This window comes from Leisingera sp. ANG-M6, from assembly GCF_000813905.1.
In the GTDB taxonomy this organism is placed as follows: Bacteria; Pseudomonadota; Alphaproteobacteria; order Rhodobacterales; family Rhodobacteraceae; genus Leisingera.
The window spans coordinates 204-18632 of record NZ_JWLG01000029.1 but is presented as its reverse complement, the minus strand read 5'-3'; the positions used below and the strand labels follow the sequence as shown (position 1 = coordinate 18632).

The 18429-nt window shown below is 65.5% G+C and carries 16 protein-coding genes; 9 read left to right on the top strand and 7 right to left on the bottom strand.

Translation table 11 applies throughout. From position 1 onward, the window contains the following. Positions 1-8: 8 nt before the first annotated feature. The 3 genes from RA24_RS21850 to RA24_RS20565 form a co-directional block, all read right to left on the bottom strand. Entirely contained in the window at positions 9-1013 is a 1005-nt protein-coding gene (locus tag RA24_RS21850) for a peptidoglycan-binding domain-containing protein (protein WP_052269642.1), read from the bottom strand. Beyond that, positions 1010-1270 (bottom strand): DUF1127 domain-containing protein, encoded by a 261-nt coding sequence (locus tag RA24_RS20570; protein ID WP_019296457.1) that lies wholly within the window; start codon positions 1268-1270, stop codon positions 1010-1012. Before RA24_RS20570 ends, RA24_RS21850 begins: the two co-directional genes overlap by 4 nt. Before the next feature lie 65 nt (positions 1271-1335). After that, positions 1336-2292 carry a homocysteine S-methyltransferase family protein gene (locus RA24_RS20565; RefSeq protein ID WP_019296458.1) on the bottom strand — a complete coding sequence of 319 codons (957 nt, stop codon included), beginning with the start codon at positions 2290-2292 and terminating at the stop codon, positions 1336-1338. A gap of 165 nt (positions 2293-2457) precedes the next feature. On the opposite strand from RA24_RS20565, the gene RA24_RS20560 reads away from it, so the two are divergent. Then, complete coding sequence (locus tag RA24_RS20560; RefSeq protein ID WP_039194069.1) at positions 2458-4023, top strand: winged helix-turn-helix domain-containing protein; 1566 nt, start codon at positions 2458-2460, stop codon at positions 4021-4023. On the opposite strand, the gene RA24_RS20555 is transcribed toward RA24_RS20560, so the two are convergent. Both RA24_RS20555 and RA24_RS20550 read right to left on the bottom strand, forming a co-directional pair. Next, the gene (locus RA24_RS20555; RefSeq protein WP_039194066.1) at positions 3995-5035 is read right to left on the bottom strand and encodes a hypothetical protein; all 1041 of its coding nucleotides are present in this window, start codon (positions 5033-5035) and stop codon (positions 3995-3997) included. The two genes, RA24_RS20560 and RA24_RS20555, sit on opposite strands and share 29 nt — an antisense overlap. Positions 5036-5153: 118 nt before the next feature. Continuing rightward, on the bottom strand, positions 5154-5768 hold the full coding sequence (locus RA24_RS20550) for a TetR/AcrR family transcriptional regulator (RefSeq protein ID WP_019296461.1): 615 nt from the start codon (positions 5766-5768) through the stop codon (positions 5154-5156). 102 nt (positions 5769-5870) lie between these two features. Here RA24_RS20550 and RA24_RS20545 point away from each other — a divergent pair, with 102 nt between their 5' ends. The 4 genes from RA24_RS20545 to RA24_RS20530 are packed head-to-tail and all read left to right on the top strand — an operon-like array spanning position 5871 to position 11433. Then, entirely contained in the window at positions 5871-7019 is a 1149-nt protein-coding gene (locus tag RA24_RS20545) for an efflux RND transporter periplasmic adaptor subunit (protein WP_039194063.1), read from the top strand. 3 nt (positions 7020-7022) lie between these two features. Further along, positions 7023-10151 (top strand): efflux RND transporter permease subunit, encoded by a 3129-nt coding sequence (locus RA24_RS20540; protein ID WP_039194060.1) that lies wholly within the window; start codon positions 7023-7025, stop codon positions 10149-10151. After that, positions 10148-10564, top strand: coding sequence for a DUF2141 domain-containing protein (locus tag RA24_RS20535; protein WP_052269641.1), 417 nt, complete (start codon positions 10148-10150; stop codon positions 10562-10564). Before RA24_RS20540 ends, RA24_RS20535 begins: the two co-directional genes overlap by 4 nt. A gap of 5 nt (positions 10565-10569) precedes the next feature. Then, positions 10570-11433, top strand: coding sequence for an ABC transporter six-transmembrane domain-containing protein (locus RA24_RS20530; protein WP_039152086.1), 864 nt, complete (start codon positions 10570-10572; stop codon positions 11431-11433). A 46-nt stretch (positions 11434-11479) separates the two neighbouring features. Here the strand turns inward: RA24_RS20530 and RA24_RS20525 are convergent, their stop codons facing one another. Continuing rightward, the gene (locus tag RA24_RS20525; protein ID WP_039152088.1) at positions 11480-12778 is read right to left on the bottom strand and encodes a replication initiation protein; all 1299 of its coding nucleotides are present in this window, start codon (positions 12776-12778) and stop codon (positions 11480-11482) included. Between the two features lie 591 nt (positions 12779-13369). On the opposite strand from RA24_RS20525, the gene RA24_RS20520 reads away from it, so the two are divergent. The 4 genes from RA24_RS20520 (at position 13370) to RA24_RS20510 (ending at position 17471) form a co-directional block, all read left to right on the top strand. Further along, on the top strand, positions 13370-14794 hold the full coding sequence (locus RA24_RS20520; protein ID WP_039138054.1) for an AAA family ATPase: 1425 nt from the start codon (positions 13370-13372) through the stop codon (positions 14792-14794). Then, the gene (locus tag RA24_RS20515) at positions 14772-15863 is read left to right on the top strand and encodes a ParB/RepB/Spo0J family partition protein (RefSeq protein ID WP_039194058.1); all 1092 of its coding nucleotides are present in this window, start codon (positions 14772-14774) and stop codon (positions 15861-15863) included. The genes RA24_RS20520 and RA24_RS20515 overlap by 23 nt, the downstream gene beginning before the upstream one ends. Positions 15864-16248: 385 nt before the next feature. Continuing rightward, complete coding sequence (locus tag RA24_RS22610) at positions 16249-16407, top strand: hypothetical protein (protein WP_193747157.1); 159 nt, start codon at positions 16249-16251, stop codon at positions 16405-16407. Then, positions 16404-17471, top strand: coding sequence for a helix-turn-helix domain-containing protein (locus RA24_RS20510; RefSeq protein ID WP_039194055.1), 1068 nt, complete (start codon positions 16404-16406; stop codon positions 17469-17471). Before RA24_RS22610 ends, RA24_RS20510 begins: the two co-directional genes overlap by 4 nt. Positions 17472-17508: 37 nt before the next feature. Here RA24_RS20510 and RA24_RS20505 read toward each other — a convergent pair whose 3' ends face one another. After that, a complete protein-coding gene (locus RA24_RS20505; protein ID WP_039194052.1) occupies positions 17509-18342 on the bottom strand; it encodes a TonB family protein in 834 nt (277 codons plus the stop codon). Positions 18343-18429 lie beyond the last annotated feature (87 nt).

The following is an 18429-nucleotide window of genomic DNA, read 5'->3' as shown; positions in this document are numbered from 1 at the left end:
CGCTGCTTTCAGGCTGAAAACCCGATCATTTTCCTGTGCCGCTTCTCAATCCCCCAGCAGGACTTAAGCTGGGCAATGCAGATGCGGGCAAGCTGCAGCAGCTTGGCGTATTGCGTCTTGGCCTTCTTCGCGATTTTCAGCAGCTCATCATCACGCACTTCGGTGAATTTGCGTTCAAAAGCCTCCTTGGTTTCGTTGAGAACCGCAAACTGCACTTCGTACTCGACATAGGCATTGTCTGTTTTCGACAGCATCTTTAGCGCCTCTTTGGCAAACTTGTGGACCTCAGGGTCTGCATGGCCGTAGCAGTCGCTATAAATCTCCTGCATCCGTTCCTTGACCGCCCTTAACCTCTGAGCGTTGCGGTTGAAGATCTTGCTGTAATCGGGCACTGGCCAGACCACCCGCCCGCGCTTGCTGATTGCGCTTTTGGTCTCGGATTCGATGCGGCCGATCTCGATGATATGGCCATAGAAAGCCGCGGACTGCTTGCTGAACAAATCCATCGTCTTCTTGGCCTGTGCGATCAGGGCCTGGCGTTTTCTGATCTCGGAGGCAGGCAGCTGGTCAAAGCGGTGATGCAGAAAGTCCGCATCGCACAGCGGATCGACCACACCGGCATAAACCGTGTCCAGCCGCTCGCCCGCCGCCAGCATTTCGTCATGCAGCACGCGGATGGAATAGGCCTTGTGCCCGGATGCCAGAACAAGACCCGCCTTCACGGTCTTGCGGGCCTTCATGTAGTGCTTGTCAACCTCCCGGCGCTCCGGCAGCAGGTCCGGCAGCGGCCACGTCACCGCCTTGCGGCCCAGCCCCAGCGCCGCCAGGGTATCGGTCCCGGCAATGCCGCTGGCCTTCAGGCGGGCTTTCTTCTGGAACGCCTTGACCGCTCCTTCCGTCTTTCTGCCGAACTTGCCATCGGTTTTCAGCGCGGGTTTTGCACCGGCAGTGTTCAAGGCGCGCTGCAGCGCCTTGACCTGGGGCCCCTTGGACCCGTTCTTCAGCGTGCTCATGGCCGGAACTCCCAGTAAACATCCCGTCCGCGGCGCAGCTGGCCCCTGACATCGTGCCGTTCAAGCCCGATATCCTTCAGCAGCCGGGCATCAAGCTGTTCCAGATGCGCAATGTCCCGCCGCAGCTTCCATTCGCGGATCACCCGATTGCGCAGGCGCGCCCACAGGCCCGTCCGTCCCGGTGCCCGGGTCCCCGAAGTGCCGCCCGGAAGCCGCAGGTAATCAGATTGCGTGTAAGTGGTCTGGTAGAGTTTCATGTCTTATCTCCCTTGAAGGCCGGAGCGGGCTGCCGCTCCAGTCCGTTTCGTGACCGGTTGAGGTCTCAGCCCGCCGCAGCGGCGGCATGGCGGCCGGCCGTGCAGACGTGTTCGACATGGCGGTGATCGGTGCCGCAGCAGCCGCCGACGACAGTCAGATTTGGCAGCAGATGCGCCAGATCCCGGTGCAGCGCGCCGAACTCCTGCGGATCGCCGTCATCCAGCTCCTCCGCCTCGTCCAGCTCGGCATGCGACAGCCGCGACGCATTGGCCCGCAGGCCGCGGATGCGGGCGGTCCACTTGCCGCCCTCGGCCAGCACCCCGGTGAAATGGTCAGGATGCGCGCAGTTGATCATGAAATACGCAGCCGCCCCGCCAGTCTCTGCATCGACTTGTTCGACGGCGCCGCGCAGGCTCTGGCCCGAGGGCAGCCGGCCATCGGTTTCCACCGTGAAGGAGATCACCGCCGGAATTGCGGCGCTGCGGGCCGCTTGGACGATGCCGATGGCTTCCTCCGCATAGGTCATGGTGATGGCAGAGACCATGTCGGCACCCATTGCGGCGAACCATTCAACCTGCGTCTGGTGATAGGCTTCCGCCTCCTCCGCGGTCAGGATTTCGCTGGGCGCATAGCCATCGCTGTGCGGCCCGATCACCCCGTTGATGACAAAGGGCGACTGCGGCGTCTCCAACGCGTCGCGCAGATCCCGCAGGGTTGCGACCGCAGTACGGTGAACTGCCTCCAGCTGCTCCCTGCCAACTCCCAGTTCCGCCGCCCACCGCGGACTGGCGCGCCAGGTCGGCGTGTCCATCACAAAGCCGCGGCGGTTGCGGACCGCCAGGTCGGCAAACCCGCGCATGTAGCGGGCAATAGCCTCCCTGCCCTCGCGGGTCTCCAGCGCCATGAAGGCGGCAAACAGCGGCAGGCTGATCCCCTCATGGAACACCAGCGTGGTTTCCAGCCCGCCATCGGCGATCATTTGCTGGCCATTCAATTGCGGCAGCGCGTCACGGTATTTCATCTGCTTTCTCCAATGCTGCAGCCCGGGTGCGGGCAATGTCGTGCAGCATCTGGATAGGCGGCGGCGCGGGCTCAGACTTGCGCAGGATCTGAGCTTTTCCTGAGAAACCCTGAGCCTTCGCGCTAAGTACTTGCCTGCAAAGCCAGTCCGGAACCGGGAAACAGCATGAAATTCACCTTCAATGATTGCGAGCTCGACACCGGCCTGTTTCAGATTTCGCGCGGCGGGGTCCGGCAAAGCCTGACACCGCAGACCCTGCAGCTGCTGGAATACCTGATCCGCAACCGGGACCGGGTGGTGCTGAAGGACGATCTGGCCGGCGCGGTCTGGGACGGCCGCTTCATCACCGATGCCACCCTGTCAACCGCGATCAAGGAAGCCCGCCAGGCCGTCGGCGACAATGGCCGCGACCAGCACACCATCCGCACTATTCACGGCAAGGGCTTCCGGTTTGTGGCGCCGGTTGCGGAACCTGCCAGGGCCGCCCATCCTGCCGCCCGCAGCGGCCAGACTGTTCTGGCGGTGCTGCCGTTCCGCTGCCTGGGCAGCGGCGAGGACAACGCCTTTGTCGGCGAATGCCTGACCGAGGACACCATCGCCAGCCTGTCCCGGTTCCGCGAGTTCACCTTGCTGTCGCACCGCACAACGGAACAGCTTGCGGCGGATGGTATCTCAAACGCAGAGATGAGCCAGGCACATGGCGTTTCGCATGTTATCGAGGGCAGCGTCCGGCGCTCGGCAGAGCACTTGCGGGTGACGGTTCAGGTGACCGAAGCCGCCAGCGGCCATCTGGCCGCAACCGAGCAATTCGACCGCGGCGGCGGCACCGGCGGCCTCTTCGATATCCTCGAGGACATCGCGCGGCTGATTGCCGGGCGCCTCGGCAGCCGCCATGGCGAAATGGCGGAGCAGATCGCCCAGGCCGCACCGGCAGGGCGCAGCCGGTCCTGGGACACCCTGCGCCTGATCTCCCGCTTCTACGAATATTACCGCTGCTACGACCCCGCGATCCACGCAGAGGCCCGCGACGGACTGTGCCAGGCACTGGAATCGGACACGGAGTCCGCCGAGGGCTGGGCGGCCTACGCCATGCTGCTGCTGGAAGAATACCGCTATCACATTAACCCGCGTCCGGATACCGACGCGCTGGCGCTCTGCGCGGCAGCGGCGCGCCGGGCGGTGGCCTGCGACAGCCTGAATGCCTTTGCACAGATGACGCTGGCGCTGGCGATCTTCTATCAAAAGGACATTGCAGGCTTCCGGGACGCTGCCGGCCGCGCTCTGGCACTGAACGCCGGCCATTGCGATGTACTGGCAGAAATCGGCTCCTGCTACCTGTTCCTCGGCGAATACGACCGCGCGGTTGAACTCCTGGACCGGGCCATCGACCTCAGCCCGGTGCACCCCGGCTGGTACCACTACGCCCGCTGCTGGCTCTATGCCAGCCAGGGGTTTTTCGAAGCGGCACTGGTCGAGGTGGAGCGGGTCCCGATGCCAGAGTTTTTCTGGTACCAGGCGCATCTGGCGTGGCTGCACGCGGAGCTGGACAACATGCAGGCCGCCGCCCGGGCGGTGGCGCAGATGCGGCAGATGTTCCCCGAGTTCGAGCAGGTGGCGCTTCAGGAACTGGAGCTGACCAACATCAGCGCCGAACACGGCGCGGCGGCAATCAATGGCTGGCGGAAAGCCGGGCTCAACATCGCTACCGGGCCGTCCCTGACCCCGCGCTGAGCACCCCCGGAACCGCAACCGCGCCTGAGGCTGCGACCGCAACCGCCAGCGCCGGATACCCGCCAAGGGCAACCAGCAGGCTGCCCGCACCGCCGCCGAGCGCAAATCCCAGCAGATACCGCGCCATCCCGAATGGCGGCGAGTCCGTGGCTTCCAGATACAGCGGAAAGAACAGGAACAGCCCGAAGGCATTGCACAGGATCATCAGCCCCAGCGCGGTTTCGGAAAAGGCGGCATAAGTCAGACCGCCCGCCAGCGCCGCGATCAGCAGCCCGGCAAGCTGCAGCCAGCGCCGCAGACGGCTGGAGGCCAGGCCCGCAAGAAAAGACCCAAGCGCCGAGAACAGCAGGCTGGCCGCCAGCCAGCCGCTCAGGCTGCGGACACCCAGATCAATGGCATAGAGTTCCAGCAACGCCCAATAGGCACCCATCAAAACAAAAAAGGGAAACAGGCTGATGTCCCGCGCCCAGGCAAAAGCCCGGTAATCCGGGCGGCCTCCTGCTGGCACGGAACGCACCAGAATGGCCAGTTGAAGACCCGCCAAGGCAGCCAGGAACGGCAGCGAATTCAATCCCGCCAGTGCCAGAAAGACCAGCAGCACAAAGGACACCACGCACCCCAGGCTCATACCATACCCGAACACCCGCAGCGCCTTTTGGCTGTGCAGACCAAGGGACAGGGGAACAGACAGCACCACACCCATCGAAACGCCGGCCAGAACAGACCCTGCAACAAGAGAGGCCAGTCCGAAGACCGGAACCGCGGCAGCGCCAATCGTGCAGGCCAGGACGGTCCCGGCGGCGATCCTTGGCCCGGACGGCCGCGGCAAACCCGGCCCGGCCAGGCAGCCGGCCGTCGCAGACAGAAGCAGCAGGCTCGCTACCAGTCCCGCCGCGGTGCTGCTGCCGCCGCTTTTTTGCGACAGCTCCGCCAGCCAGACCGGCATCGTGTTCAGCACGGTCACCGCGTAACCGATCAGCAGGATGGGAATCTTGGTCTCTGGATCGCGCAAATGTCCTGTTGCCCCGGTTCCGTGCCGCATGGCCGGGCAGGCAAACCGCCTGCCAGCCCCAAAGACTATAGCTCCCTGCGCCCTCACCGCCAGAACGGACGCCCGGTCCGGCAGGCGCTTACGGCGCCAGGACGGCCGCGGAAACAAAATCCCACAACCCTTTTTGAACCTTGCGCATGGGCAGTTTGCTCAGCACGCAACGGTAGGCGCTGCCCTCCGCCACCTCGATGATCAGCTGTGCCGTCTCCCCCGGATCGGGCAGGCGGCGCAGGCCGCCTTCGGCAATTCCGCGCTCCAGCACCGCCGTCAGCGCGGCGGCTAGCTGCTCCCGGTTGTCCATGAACATCGCGGCAATGTCGGGCTTGCGAATGGCCTCGCCGGAAATCTCCAGCGTCAGGATCACGGTATCCGGATCCGCCAGGTATTTGGCATAGGCCGCCACAAACTTTTTCAGAACCTTCGGCGCCGGGGCCGGGCCGGCCAGCATCTTCAGAAACGGCGCCAGTTCCAGCCGCTCCAGCGCCGCGATTTCTGCCAGCACGTCATGCTTGCCCGGGAAGTGGTTGTAGAGATTGCCCAGGCTCACCCCGGCCTTCTTCGCAATATCCCGCACTCCGGTCTGGTGATAGCCGTTCTCCAGAAAGCACTCCAGCGCCGCCTCCAGGATCTGCGCCCGGCGCTGTGCAATTGCCTTTTCCCGTTTCGATGCGGCCTTGTCTTCTCCGGCAGGCATTTTTTCGGAACACTCCTTGAACGAACGATCGTTCACTGTATATGCCAGATAACACCGCCCCGCAAGGGGCAGTGATTCTGGTTTCGGCGGGAAAGGCAGCAGATGGCAAACACAACACCCAAGGCTCCGGTGCGGCGCGGCAGGCAATGGCTGTGGCTGGCCGTTTCGGTGGCGGTCCTGGCCGCAGTTGTCCTGCTGCTGTTTGAGACCGAGGACACCGCCGATGTGACCCGCACGGCAGCGCCGCCGCCTGCCCCAGCGGTTTCGGTCATTGCGGTTTCGCCCGGCCCGGCCCGGGCTGTTGTCTCCGCCTACGCCGAGCTGCGCCCGCGCTGGGATGCTGAACTGCGCTCTGCGGTCTCCGGCCGGATCCTAGCGGTACACGGCGGCGCCCTAGCCGGCGCCCGGGCCGCCGAAGGCACGCCGTTGTTTTCCATCGAGAAAACCCGCTATGAAACCGCCGTTGCCGCGGCTGAACTGTCTCTGGAACAGGCCCGGCTTTCGTTGCTTCAGGCCCGGAACAAGGTGACCGTCGCCCAGCGGCAGTTTGCCCGCGACGGCGCCAGCCCGCCCAATGACCTGGCGCTTCACCTGCCGCAGCTGAGGATCGCCGAACGCAACGTGGCCGCCGCCAAGGCGCAGCTGCAGACCGCGCAGCGCGATCTGGCGGATTGCGAGGTGACGGCCCCCTTCTCCGGGTTTGTCACCCGCCGCCTGGCCAGCCTCGGCCAGACCGTAAACGCGGGCGATCCCCTGCTGCAGCTGGCCGACGACCGCCAGTTCGAAATCACCGCCGGGCTGAGCCAGGAGGACTGGAAGCTGCTGCAACAGCCCGTCACCGGCCAGATGGCGGAGCTTTACCACCGCAACGGCCAGCCCCTCGGCCAGGCCCGGATCCGCCAGGGCGGCGGATTCCTCGATCAGAAAACCCGCCAGATGCGCATCTTTCTGGAGGTCACGGACCCGCAGCAGGCGGTGCTCGCGGGCGACTTCCTGCGCGTTGCCCTCCGCGGGCGGGAGCTTTCCAGCACCCTCACCCTGCCCGAAGGCACATTGACCCGGGCCGGGCATATCTGGCTGGTCGACGGCGCCGGCCTCCTGCAGCGCATCACCCCCAGGGTTCTGTTCCGGCACGGCGGGAACATCACCATCGCCGCGCCTGACGGCACCGGCCCCTGGCTGGTGGCCCGGACACCGCTGGCCTCCTTTCTGCCCGGCCAGCGCGTCAGCCCGAAACCGGCGGAGGGCTGAGCCATGCACGCCCTGACCGCCTGGTTCATCCGCAACCCCGTCGCCGCCAACCTGATGATGGCACTGATCCTGTTCCTCGGGGTGCAGACCCTGATGTCGATCCGGATCGAAGGCTTCCCGCGCATCCCGCCGGAAAGCGTCGAAATTTCCATCGAATACCCAGGCGCCACCGCCGCCCAGGTTGATGAGCTGGTGACGCAAAAAGCCGAACAGGCGCTCGAAGGCCTGGAGGGTGTGCGCAGCATCACCTCGCTGTCGGCCAACGGCCTCAGCACCATCTCTGTCCGCCGCGCGGGCGGCGAGAAACTGCAGGCGGTGCTAGACCGGGTCCGCATCCGCATCGACGGGCTGGCCGATCTGCCGGACAAGGCCCGCCGCCCGGTGATCGAGGCTTCGGGCTACGATTTCCCGGCGCTCTACGTGAACCTGCACGGCCAAGCCGGCCCGGCCACCCTGCAAACCCTGGCCCAACGGCTGAAGGAGGAGCTGCTGGCCCAGCCGGAACTGTCGCGGCTCAAGATCTGGGGCCTGATCCCGCGCGAGCTGCGGATTGAGGCGGACCCGGAACGGCTGCGCCAGTACGGGCTGACCGCCGGCGATGTGTCTGCCGCGATCCAATCCAACTCGCTGACCTACCAGGCTGGCCAGCTGCGCACCCAGGATGGCACCATCCACCTGCGCGCCGACAACCGGGCCCGCTACGCGCCGGAATACGGCGCCCTGCCGGTGATCGAACGCGAAGACGGCTCGCATGTGCCGCTGCGCGACATCGCCACGATCGAGGACGGCCACCTGGAGGGCGACTTCCTGTTCCGCCTCAACGGCAGCCCCACCGTCGGCATGGAGGTGCTGGTCGGGAAAAAGGAAAACCTGCTGGAAATCAGCCGCGTTGTCCGCAGCGTGGCAGCGGACTTCGAACGCCAGCTGCCGCCCTCGGTCCAAATTGAGGTCTGGGGCGACAGCGCCGGCTACATCGCCGACCGGCTGGCCCTGCTCAAATCCAACGGCGTGCAGGGGCTGATCCTGGTGGCGCTGATGCTCTCGGTTTTCCTGAACGTGCGGCTGGCGTTCTGGGTGGCGATGGGCATCCCGATCTCGGTCATGGGCGCCATCGCGGTGGCCGGGTCGAAATGGGTGGACTACTCGCTGAACGACGTGACCACCTTCGGCCTGATCCTCGCCCTTGGGATCCTGGTCGACGACGCGGTGGTGGTCGGCGAAAGCGTGTTCGAGGAACGCCGCAAGGTGAAAGACCCGGTAGAAGGCACCGAAAAAGGCGTGCACAAGGTCGCCGTCGCAACCGTCTTTGGCGTGCTGACCACCATCGCCGCCTTCTTCCCGATGCTGCTGATCGACAACCCGCTGGGCAAGGCGCTGGCCGGTTTCTCCGGCATCGTGATCCTGGCCCTGATCTTCTCCCTGATCGAAAGCAAGTTCATCCTGCCCGCGCATCTGGCCCATGTGCCGCTGCAGCCGCGCCGCCGCTGTCTGCTCAGCCGCCTGTGGGGCCGCATCCAGGACGGCGCGCGGGGCGGGCTTTGCTGGGTCCGCGACAGGGTTTACCAACCGCTTCTGGCGGTCTCCGTGGCCTACCGATACGCCGTCCTGGTGCTGTTCATTGCCGCGGCCTGTCTGGGACTTGGGCTGATGGTGAAGGGCAAGGTCCGCACCGTTTTCTTCCCTGAGGTCCCGGGCCAGGTCATCACCGTGAACCTGGAAATGGACGCCCGCGCGCCCTTTGCCCTGACCCGCGCAAATGTGGACCGGATCGAGGCGGCGGGCCATGCGCTGAACCGGGAACTGGCCGAAAAGGCCGGGATGGAAACACCGCCGGTCAAAACCTTCTTCACCATCATCAGCAGCGCAGGCAGCGCCCAGATCTATGCCGAGATGCTGCCGGTGGCAGACCGTCCGCAGGTGCCGATCCTGGACGTGGTCCGCCTGTGGCGCGAACGCACCGGCGCGGTCGAGGGCGCAACCGAGCTGGATTTCACCGGCTCCGAGGAACTGGCAGGCGGCTTCCGCATCCGCCTGATGTCCAAGGACGAAGACCTGCTGCGCCAGGCCAGCGCTGAGATGCGCGCCTTTCTCGGCGGCATCGAAGGTGTGTCCAGCATCCGCGACGGGATGGCCGGCGGCCAGCCGGAATTGAAGCTGCGCCTGCGCCCCGACGCCCGCAATCTCGGCTTCACCGCGGAAACCCTGGCCAGCCAGATCGGCAACGGATTCGGCGGTGCCGAAGTTGCCCGCATCCGCCGCGACGGGTCAGAAATCCGGGTGCTGGTGCAGAACAACCGCGCGGCCCGCGACACTATCAGCGACCTGATGCAGCTGCGCCTGCGCAGCAATACCGGTGCCTGGGTGCCGCTGGCGACTGTCGCCGATATCGAGGGCAGCTATGTCTCTGGCGTGATCCACCGCCGCGACGGGCGGCGGGTCAACACCGTGGCGGCAGCAATCGACCGCGCAGTGGCCGCGCCCGGCGAGGTCGGCCAGGCCGTCTTTGAACAGCTGGTGCCGCAGCTGGCCGCCAAATATCCCAGCGTCCAGGTCGCCGCTGCAGGCGAGCTGGAGGAGACGGAGGAAATTCAGGGCGGGCTGCTCCGGGCGCTGCTCCTCGCGGCGGTGCTGATCTATGTGCTGATGGCGGTGCCGCTCCAAAGCTACTGGCAGCCCTTTGTGATCCTGGCCATCGTGCCCTTCGGCTTTGTCGCCGCCGCTGTTGGCCATCTGATCATGGATGTGCCGCTGTCGCTCTTGTCATTCTTCGGAATGCTCGCGCTCACCGGTGTGATCGTGAACGACAGCCTGGTGATGATCACCCGCTACAATCAGGCCCGCGAAGGGGGCGGGACCGTTGCCGGCGCCCTGCATCAGGCGGGCATTGGCCGCTTCCAGGCGATTTTCCTGACCACTGCCACCACGGTGATCGGCCTGCTGCCGCTGCTGTCGGAAACCTCCGAACAAGCGCAATACCTGATCCCCGCCGCGGTCTCCCTGGCCTTTGGCGAGCTGTTCGGCACCGCCTTGATGCTCATTCTGGTGCCGGTGCTGATCGCCATCGCAGAAGACATTATCGCCCTCTTCCGCCTCCCCCCTTCCCCGCAACCTGAACACAGGAAACCCGCATGACCCGCTTCCTCACCCTCGCCGCCGTTCTGACAGTCCTCTCCTCCCCCGCCTCGGCCGAGGATCTGCGCCTCACCATCGACGGCATCCGCAACAGCCAAGGCAATATCCTGATCGCTGTCTTCAGCGAGGCCAAGGCCTACGAAACGCTGGACTTCTGGCAGGCCGAAGCCTTTGCCGCGGTCCCCGCCCGGCCTGGCAGCACCGCGCATGCCTTCCCGGAACTGACCGCAGGCCCCTATGCGGTGGTTCTCTTTCACGACGAAAACGGCGACGAGGACCTGAACTTCAACGGCGATAAGCAGCTCGAAGGCATCGGCGTTTCAGGCGCCAGCAGCCCGCAGGACGAACCCGGTTTCGCCGAAGCCTCGGTTGGCCCGGGCAATACCACGATCCATGTGTTTTACGGCGGGTGAAGGCGATGCTGGCTGACCGGGGTCTGACCCTTCTATCACTGCTGACGGTCTTCAAGGGCCGCATTGCGCTGACTTGGGCGCTGACGCTGGGCGAGGCCGCCCTGACCGCGCTTGTTCCGCTGTTCATCGGCTTTGCCATCGACGGCCTGCTGGGTGAAACCCCCCGCGCCCTGTGGCATCTGGCGGGCCTGCTGGCCGCGCTGGTTGCGCTTGGCGTCACCCGCCGTCTCTATGACACCCGCGCCTACGGCACCATCCGCGTCGAACTGGGCAAGGCGCAGGCGGCGCGCTCCGCCGCCCTGCCGGTCTCAGCCCTGAACGCCCGGCTGGACATGGGGCGCGAGCTGGTGGACTTCCTGGAAGACACCCTGCCCTCCGCGATGGCCGCAGGCGTGCAATTCGCCGTCTCCATCACGGTGCTGTTTGCCTTTGCGCAGCAGCTGGCCCTCGCTGCCCTGGCTGCCGCCTTTGGCATGGCCGCCGTCTATGCCCTGTTCCACCGCCGTTTCTTCCGCCTCAACGGCCAGCTCAACCAGCAGACCGAGCGCCAGGTCGGCGTGCTGGAGAAACGCGCACAGGGGTCAACGCTGGCCCATCTGCGGCGCCTGCGCCGCTTCGAGGTGCAGCTGTCGGATGCCGAGGCCATCCTCTACGGCGCGGTCTTTGCCCTCCTGCTGGCGCTGATCCTGTTCAATCTCTGGTTCGCTGCCGCGATGATGACGGTCACCGCCGGCGCAGTGTTCTCGATTGTCGCCTATTCCTGGGACTTTGCCGAGGCCTCGCTCAGCCTGCCGGTCACCCTGCAAACCTGGTCACGCCTGTCTGAAATCACGGCGAGGCTGAACCGGGCCCCCGGGCGCGCGTCCTGAAATCCGGCTCCAGCTGCCGGGCAGCCGGGGGCGGCATCCCTGCCGGCTATTGCCCGCTTTCCAGCTCCGCCAGATCCTCCAGCGCGCCGGGGATCAGCTCTTCCCAGAACTCCGCCATCGGTCCTGCTAGCAGCGCCGCGCTCCAGCCGCGGTTGCGGAATTCCTCGCGGTCGATCTCATCCTCCAGGCGGCTCAGGAACAGCCGCTTGTCGGCATCCCGCTGGGTGGGCGAGCGCCCCGCCGCCAGCTCCCGGATCCGCTCCAGCTTCTGCGCGCGCAGGGACCGTTCCCGCGCCTTGGCCGCATCCTCTGCCGCCGCTGCCCGCGCCGCCTCGGCCTCTGCCGCCTTGCGCGCCTCTGCCGCGGCCAGCACCTCCGGCGACACCGCCTTGGCCGTTTCGGCCGGCGCATCCTTGTAGTCGTCCCGCAAGGCCGCACTCAGGTAGCGCACCGGGCTGTCGACGCCCTTGCGCCCCTTCAGATAGCCGACCTTCTCGGCGACATAGTCCTCGCCATGCTCGGCAATCCACTGCCGCGCCAGCCGGTCGCTGACCCCCAGCTCCATCAGCTGGGTGTAAACAGCCCCCTGCCGCACCCCTGCCCCGTCGTCGATATCCAGCATCGCCAGCTGCGGGTTCTCCTTGATCAGGAACCGCACCTCCGCCACCTGCCGGCCCATCTTCTTGAACTCCGGTGTCAGCAGAATGTTGGAGGTCTTGTTCACCTCCGCCACTGCCGGCTTGATGATCTTGGCATTCAGATGCTTGAAGCTCTCGTAATAGGCGCTGCCATCCACCCCCATCAGGCGGCGGAACAGCGCAATGTCCCACCAGCCGGTCGATCCCGTCCGCACAAAGCGGTAGCAGTTTTCATAAAGCGCCAGCGCATGGCCGCTGGTGAACCGCCGCTGAATGTTCAGATTGATCAGGGCAAAGACCTTGGGGTCATGCAGCTTCTCCGCCAGTGCGGGCGAATAGGCGTACTCGCAGACCCCGCCCGACAGCTTGGCGTAGGACAAGAGCGAGCTGACGCCCCACTCCTGACGCCCCTGCTCATCCAGCATGTCCCATTCCGCCACCGTTTCCGCCAGCGACCTCAGCGACTGCTTCAGCGTCTCCATATCGTTGGAATTGTAGCCCACCATCAGGCACAGTGTCTGCGCGTCGATCTGGTGCTTGGGCTTGGTGACCAGCGCGTCATAGGCATTGAGCAACAGCACGTTCGACAGCTTCCGCTGCAAGAGCGTCAGCTTGCCGGAGACATGGATCGCCGCCACGTTCTTCTTTACCGACCCCCGGCGCAGGGGGCCTGTCAGCTTGCTGTGCGGGATGTTATCAGCGTCCATCGCCCTGCCCTTTCGTCCCGCTTCGGCCTTTGCGACTCTCCGGGATCTGCTCTCGGGGTTACTATGACGGAAAAGGCACCCGTTCTCAATCCTGCTTTGGGCACCCTTTTACGGGAGAGCCCCGTCCCGCAAACGGGTACCTTTGGCATCCGCCCCTGAATTTCTGCGGAAATCCATCCCCGAAATCCCGCTTTTCAGGCTAATCTGAGGCCGGAAACCGCCCGAAACCGGCCTTCTGAGTCGCGGGTGCCCCTCCTCCTGCGAATCGGAACCCTTCTTCCCGCAGACAGGTACCCATGATCCCGGAAACGGGTTCCTTTGGTACCGGAGACAGGTGCCCAAACACTCTTAACCGTATGAAATATAACGGATTACCTGACCTAAAGACTCTAAACTGAATCAAAGATTCACAACATTTCAACCTGTTTGTGCCATAGTAATTTTTGGGGAAAAGACTCATATTATCCGCGGGATACGGACGGCAGCGGAAAACAGATGCGCTGTCAGATAATGATTCACTCTCTGCCCAGGATGTGCGACAAAAACCGGGATAACACGCCAAACAGGCGATATACCCGAGGCATAAGGCACATGGCAAAGAAACCTGATACCCCCCTGCCCCCCTATTTCAACCTGGATCCGGAGGCTGCAGCGGCCAAGCTCGGTGAGCTGGTCGACACCGCCAGATTCGCCAAGGCAGCCGCATTTGCAGGGCGCGGCCGCGATGATCTGGCCAAGCGCGGCTACGCTCCAGACGGGCGCAAGCGGCTGCGCAAGTTCTCCACCTGGGAGATCACCCGCTACCTGATCCCGGTGGCCCCCGCCCACCTGCGCCGGGTGCTGAACAAGAACCCCGACCTGCCCCAGGGCGAAGGTGCCAGCGGCTCCAAATGGTTCACGCTGGAGGAAGTGCTGAAACTGCGCGACCATTTCGCGGAGGAAGGCATCTCCACCAAGGAGTACCGCCCCTACCGCCCCGAGGGCCTGCCCGCCAAAGTGGTCGCGGTTGCCAACTTCAAGGGCGGCGTCGGCAAGACCTCCACCGCGGCGCATCTGGCGATGTCGGCGGCGCTCGACGGCTACAAGGTGCTGGTGGTCGATCTCGACTCCCAGGGCTCGATGACCTCGATCCTCGGCGGCCAGGTGGCCGATGAATGGCAGACCGTCTTCCCCCTCCTCGCCCGTGATTATGCGGATGCGGTTGAGGCCGAAAACAAGGTCCGCGCCGCTTCCGGCCTCAACGCCATTCCGCTCGATGAAACACTGACCGAGGCCAGGGAGGTTTCGCTGCGAAACGTGGTCCAGAAAACCCACTGGCCCAACATCGACCTGATCGGCGCGCAGCTGAACCTGTACTGGGCGGAATTCCAGATCCCGGTCTGGCGCATGGGATTGCGCAACTGGGCGCTGTGGGACGCGCTGACCAATGCGCTGGACCAGGGCGGCGCGCTCGATGACTACGACATCGTGCTTTTGGATACGCCGCCTGCCCTGGGATACCTGACGATCAACGCACTGGCCGCGGCCGACATCCTGATGGTGCCGCTTGGCGCGTCTTTCCTGGAGTTCGACTCGACGGGCCGTTTCTTCGACATGCTTTATTCCACCTTCGCCTCCATCGAGGATGGCGAAAACGCCGGCCGCCGCCGCGCAGGGCTCCCGGAGATGAAGTTCGAATGGGACGTGGTCCGCGCCCTGATCACCCGCTTTGACGCCAGCCAGCAAAGCGATCTGGCCAATGTGATCCAGGCTTATTTCGGCGACATGATGAATGCCTACCGGCAGGATTACACCGCCATGGTCGGCCAGGCCGGCGAAAGCGTGTCCGGCATCTACGAGGCCGACTACCGCAATTTCAACCGCGAGACCTACGTGCGCGGGCGTGAAGTGTTCGACCGCACCTATGCGGAATTCAAGGAGCTTCTGATCGGCAGCTGGTGGCGCGATCAGCAGATGGAGCAGGCAGAACAGACCCAGAAAGAGGACAGAGCAGATGGCACGCCGCAGACAGCTTGAGACCCCTTCGCCCGAGGCGCTGAAGGAAATTGAGGCCGGCATTGACCGGGATCTGGCCCGCAGCCCAGGCCTGCGGCCGCCAATTGCCGACGTTGTGGCCGACGCCGCCCGCCACGCCGACCCGCTGCCCCAGGCCGACCGTGAGGCCATCGCCCGCGACAAGGCCGATGCCGAACGCCTGCGCGATGCCGAGGGCAAGGGCCTGGTGGCGGTGGAACTGCCGCTGGAGGACATCACCGCGGATGCGCTGAACCGGGACCGGATCGAACTGGACGAGGAAGAGATGCAGGAACTGATGACCTCGATCTCGGTCAACGGTTTGCGCCTGCCGATCGAAGTCTTTGAACCGCTGAACCCGGAGGATGCGGGAAAATTCGCGCTGGTTTCCGGCTACCGCCGCCTGACTGCGCTGCGCCGTCTCAACGCGGTCAGCGGCGGCGACCGGTTCCAGACCATCCCGGCCTTCATCCGCGAACCCGGCAGCATCGCCAATGCGCTGGTCTCGATGATCGAAGAGAACGAGATCCGCTCCGGCCTCAGCCAGTACGAGCGCGGCCGGGCGGCGGCGTCGGCAGTGCATGACGGTATCTTCGCCAGTGTCGACGAGGCGGTGGCGGTTCTGTTCCAGCACGCCTCCAAGGCCAAGCGCTCCAAGATCCGCTCCTTCGCGGTGATCCACGAGGAGCTCGGCGATATGCTCAGCCACGGCACCGGCCTGAATGAACGCCAGTGTCTGCGCCTGGCCGGCGCCTTGAGGACGGGTTCGGCAGAGCGTCTGAGAGCGGCGCTGGAGCGGGCAGGCGGACGCTCCGCAGCGGAGGAATGGGAGGCAATGGTTCCGGTCATCGAAAGCACCGAAGGCGAACCGCTGGACCCCAGCCGCGGCGGCCGTCCCAAGACCGCAAAGAAGGTCGAAAAGGCCCGCCGCACAGAGGTTGCCCGCGGCATCACGATCGAACGTGAGTACGGCCCCGCGGGTTATGCCATCCGCTTCTCCGGCAGCGAGGTGACACAAGAGCTGGTGGACACGGTAATGGACAACGTCCGGCACCTGCTGGAACACGGCTAACAAGCCGGCCCCCAAGACAGGTTTCGCAGCGAAACCCCGGCCCGATGGGCCGGGGTTTTTCTTTGCCGGCCCGGTCATTCCGGCACCTGTCCCGGAGGTTTCGCAGCGAAACCCTGCCTGCAGGAGCGCGCAGGGCAGGGGGAAAACCCGGCGGTTGTTCAGGTCATTTCCGGTTTCAGGCGCGTCGGCTGGATCGGCTTTTGCGCAGGTTTCGCAGCGAAACCTTCCGGGGGCAGGAGAGGCTACTGATTCATTTTGCCCGGCCGCCAGCGGTTCCCGGGCAGCCTCAACCTTAGCCTTGGCGGCGCAGAGGTTTCGCTGCGAAACCTCCGGACTGAAGCGCGAGCCTTGCCGGGGAGATGGGATGACCCGGACCGCTGCTGCCATGAAATGGACCATCGGGCCTTGCCTGTTCGAGGTCACGTTTGCGGCTGTCTCTTGCTTCGCAGCGCGCTTCGGTGCGGCAAGGGGGATCGGGTGGTTTTCAACGGAAAAACAAAAAGCCTTGGGTAATGTGCAAAATCATCATATTTTGCATTTATGAAACCGAACCCTTTTGAAACCAAAGGCGCTGCCGGGGCGGCCGCTGACAGCCCATTCGACGGTGAAACCGGGGAGGAGGACCTGTGGTTCCTGCCTGGACCGCTGGAGGAGGAGGTGGATTTCCTGCCGCCGCTGCCGCGCAGCGAGCCGGATGAACGGGCGCAGATTGCCGGCTGGGAACAGGCGCAGGCTGCGGAGGCGCTGCATCTGGCGCAGGCGGCAGTGCGGTTCGGCGCGCTGGATGAGCGGCTGAGGCGCGGCCCGGAGGGATGGCGGCACCGGCTGGCCCTGACAGAAGCGTCAGAGCTGAGCTGGCTGTCCGGCGACCGGATCTCTGCCGACCGGCTGGGGCTGTGGCAGGCGATGCGGATCAGCGCTGCCGGGGAGGACACCGCGGCGCTGCAGCGCACCGCCTGGGCGTTGCGGCGGCTGTCGGGCGGTCCTGGGCCAGGGGCGGATATTGCCGGGTTCCTGGGCCGTCACGAGGCCCGCGGGGATGACCCCCTGACCGGCAGGATCGCTGGTTGGAATGCGATTATGAAAGCGGCCTCGTCCCTGCATCCGATTGTCCGCGCGTGTTTTGCCCTTCACCTCTGGCCGCTGGCCGGGATCGGACCTGAGGGCGATGTTCTGGAGGGCGCGGTGATCGCTGCGCGCATGTCGGCGGGCGAGGGGCAGGACGGCGCCCTGTTTGCGCCGCTGCTGATGAGCGGGGCAGGGGGGCTGCGCGGCGGCGGGGCGCCGCAGGAGCGGCTGCAGCGCTGGCTGCAGGCGGTGGACCAGGGGATCCTCCGCGCGATGCGGCATCTGGATCAGCTCGACCGGTGGGAAAGCGATGCCCGCCGCTGCATCAAGCCGCTGTCGGGCCGCACCCCGCCGCGGCTGATTGAAGTGTTCCGCAGCTGGCCGATGGTGACGGCGCCGCTGGCCGAAGAGCTGACCGGCGTCAGCCGCGCGGCGGTGCAGCGCAACATTGCCTGGTTCGAAGCGCAGAACCTGGTGCAGGAGGTAACGGGGCAGGGCCGGTTCCGTGTCTGGCGGGCTGCCTTGAACGCCGGGGCTTGAGCGGGCCTGCGTCAGGGCGCGCGCTCAGGCAGCGGTTCTATTTGGTGAAACTGATGGGCAGGCTGAGGCGGATCTGGCTGGCCTGCAGTTTTTTCGGCGCGGGCGGGAAGTTTCCGGCACGGGCAACGGCGGCCAGGGCTGCCTGATCAAACGCGGCTATCCCTGACGATCTGGCGACGCGGTGGTCCAGCAGGCGGCCATCGCGGGCAACTGTCAGGCGCAGCACCACCTGGGCCTGGCCCTTGGCGCCGGAGGGGTAGCGTTTGCGCCGTTCGATGCGGGCGCGGATCTTGTTGCCCCAGACGTTGCGCAGCTTGGCTTCGCGGCCCGGGTTGGCGGTGGCGGTCCGGGCACCGCCGGATTGGCCCGCCTCGGCGCCGCCGCCAGATCCCGCCGCCCGCTGGGCCTGCTGGCCTGCAGAATTCCTGTTGGAGTTTGCCTTGGGGGCGGGTTTCTGCTGCGGCTCAGGGTCCAGCTTGGCCTGCGGCTCCGGCTTTGGCGCTGGTTTGCGCGGCTTTGGCGGCGGCGGTGGCGTGGTGTCCGCCTGCACCGGTTGGGCCGCAGCGGGCTGGGTAAGCGGGACCAGCAGCGCGGCACGCGGCGCCTGGGCCAGATCAAACTGCGGCAGGGCAGGGGCCTGGACCCGGGGCAGCGGGTCTGCGCTTTGGGTTTCGATCAGCAAGGCCTCAGGCGGCTTTTGCCAGGCCTCTGCCATGCGGGCGACCTCGGCGCTGGCCGGCTGGAGCGAGACCAGCGCCTCGCCGCCCGCACCGCTGGATTGCGCGCCCTGCTCTGGCGCGCTGGCAAAGAGTGCTATGTGGATGAGGCCCGCGAGGCCCGCAAAGACAGTGAATTCAGCGGCGCGTTTCATCGGCGGTGCACCACCAGTTCGGCGCGGGACAGACCACCCTCTGCCAGCTGGCGCAGGATGCGGGCGAGGGGCTTGGCCTCCAGCCGT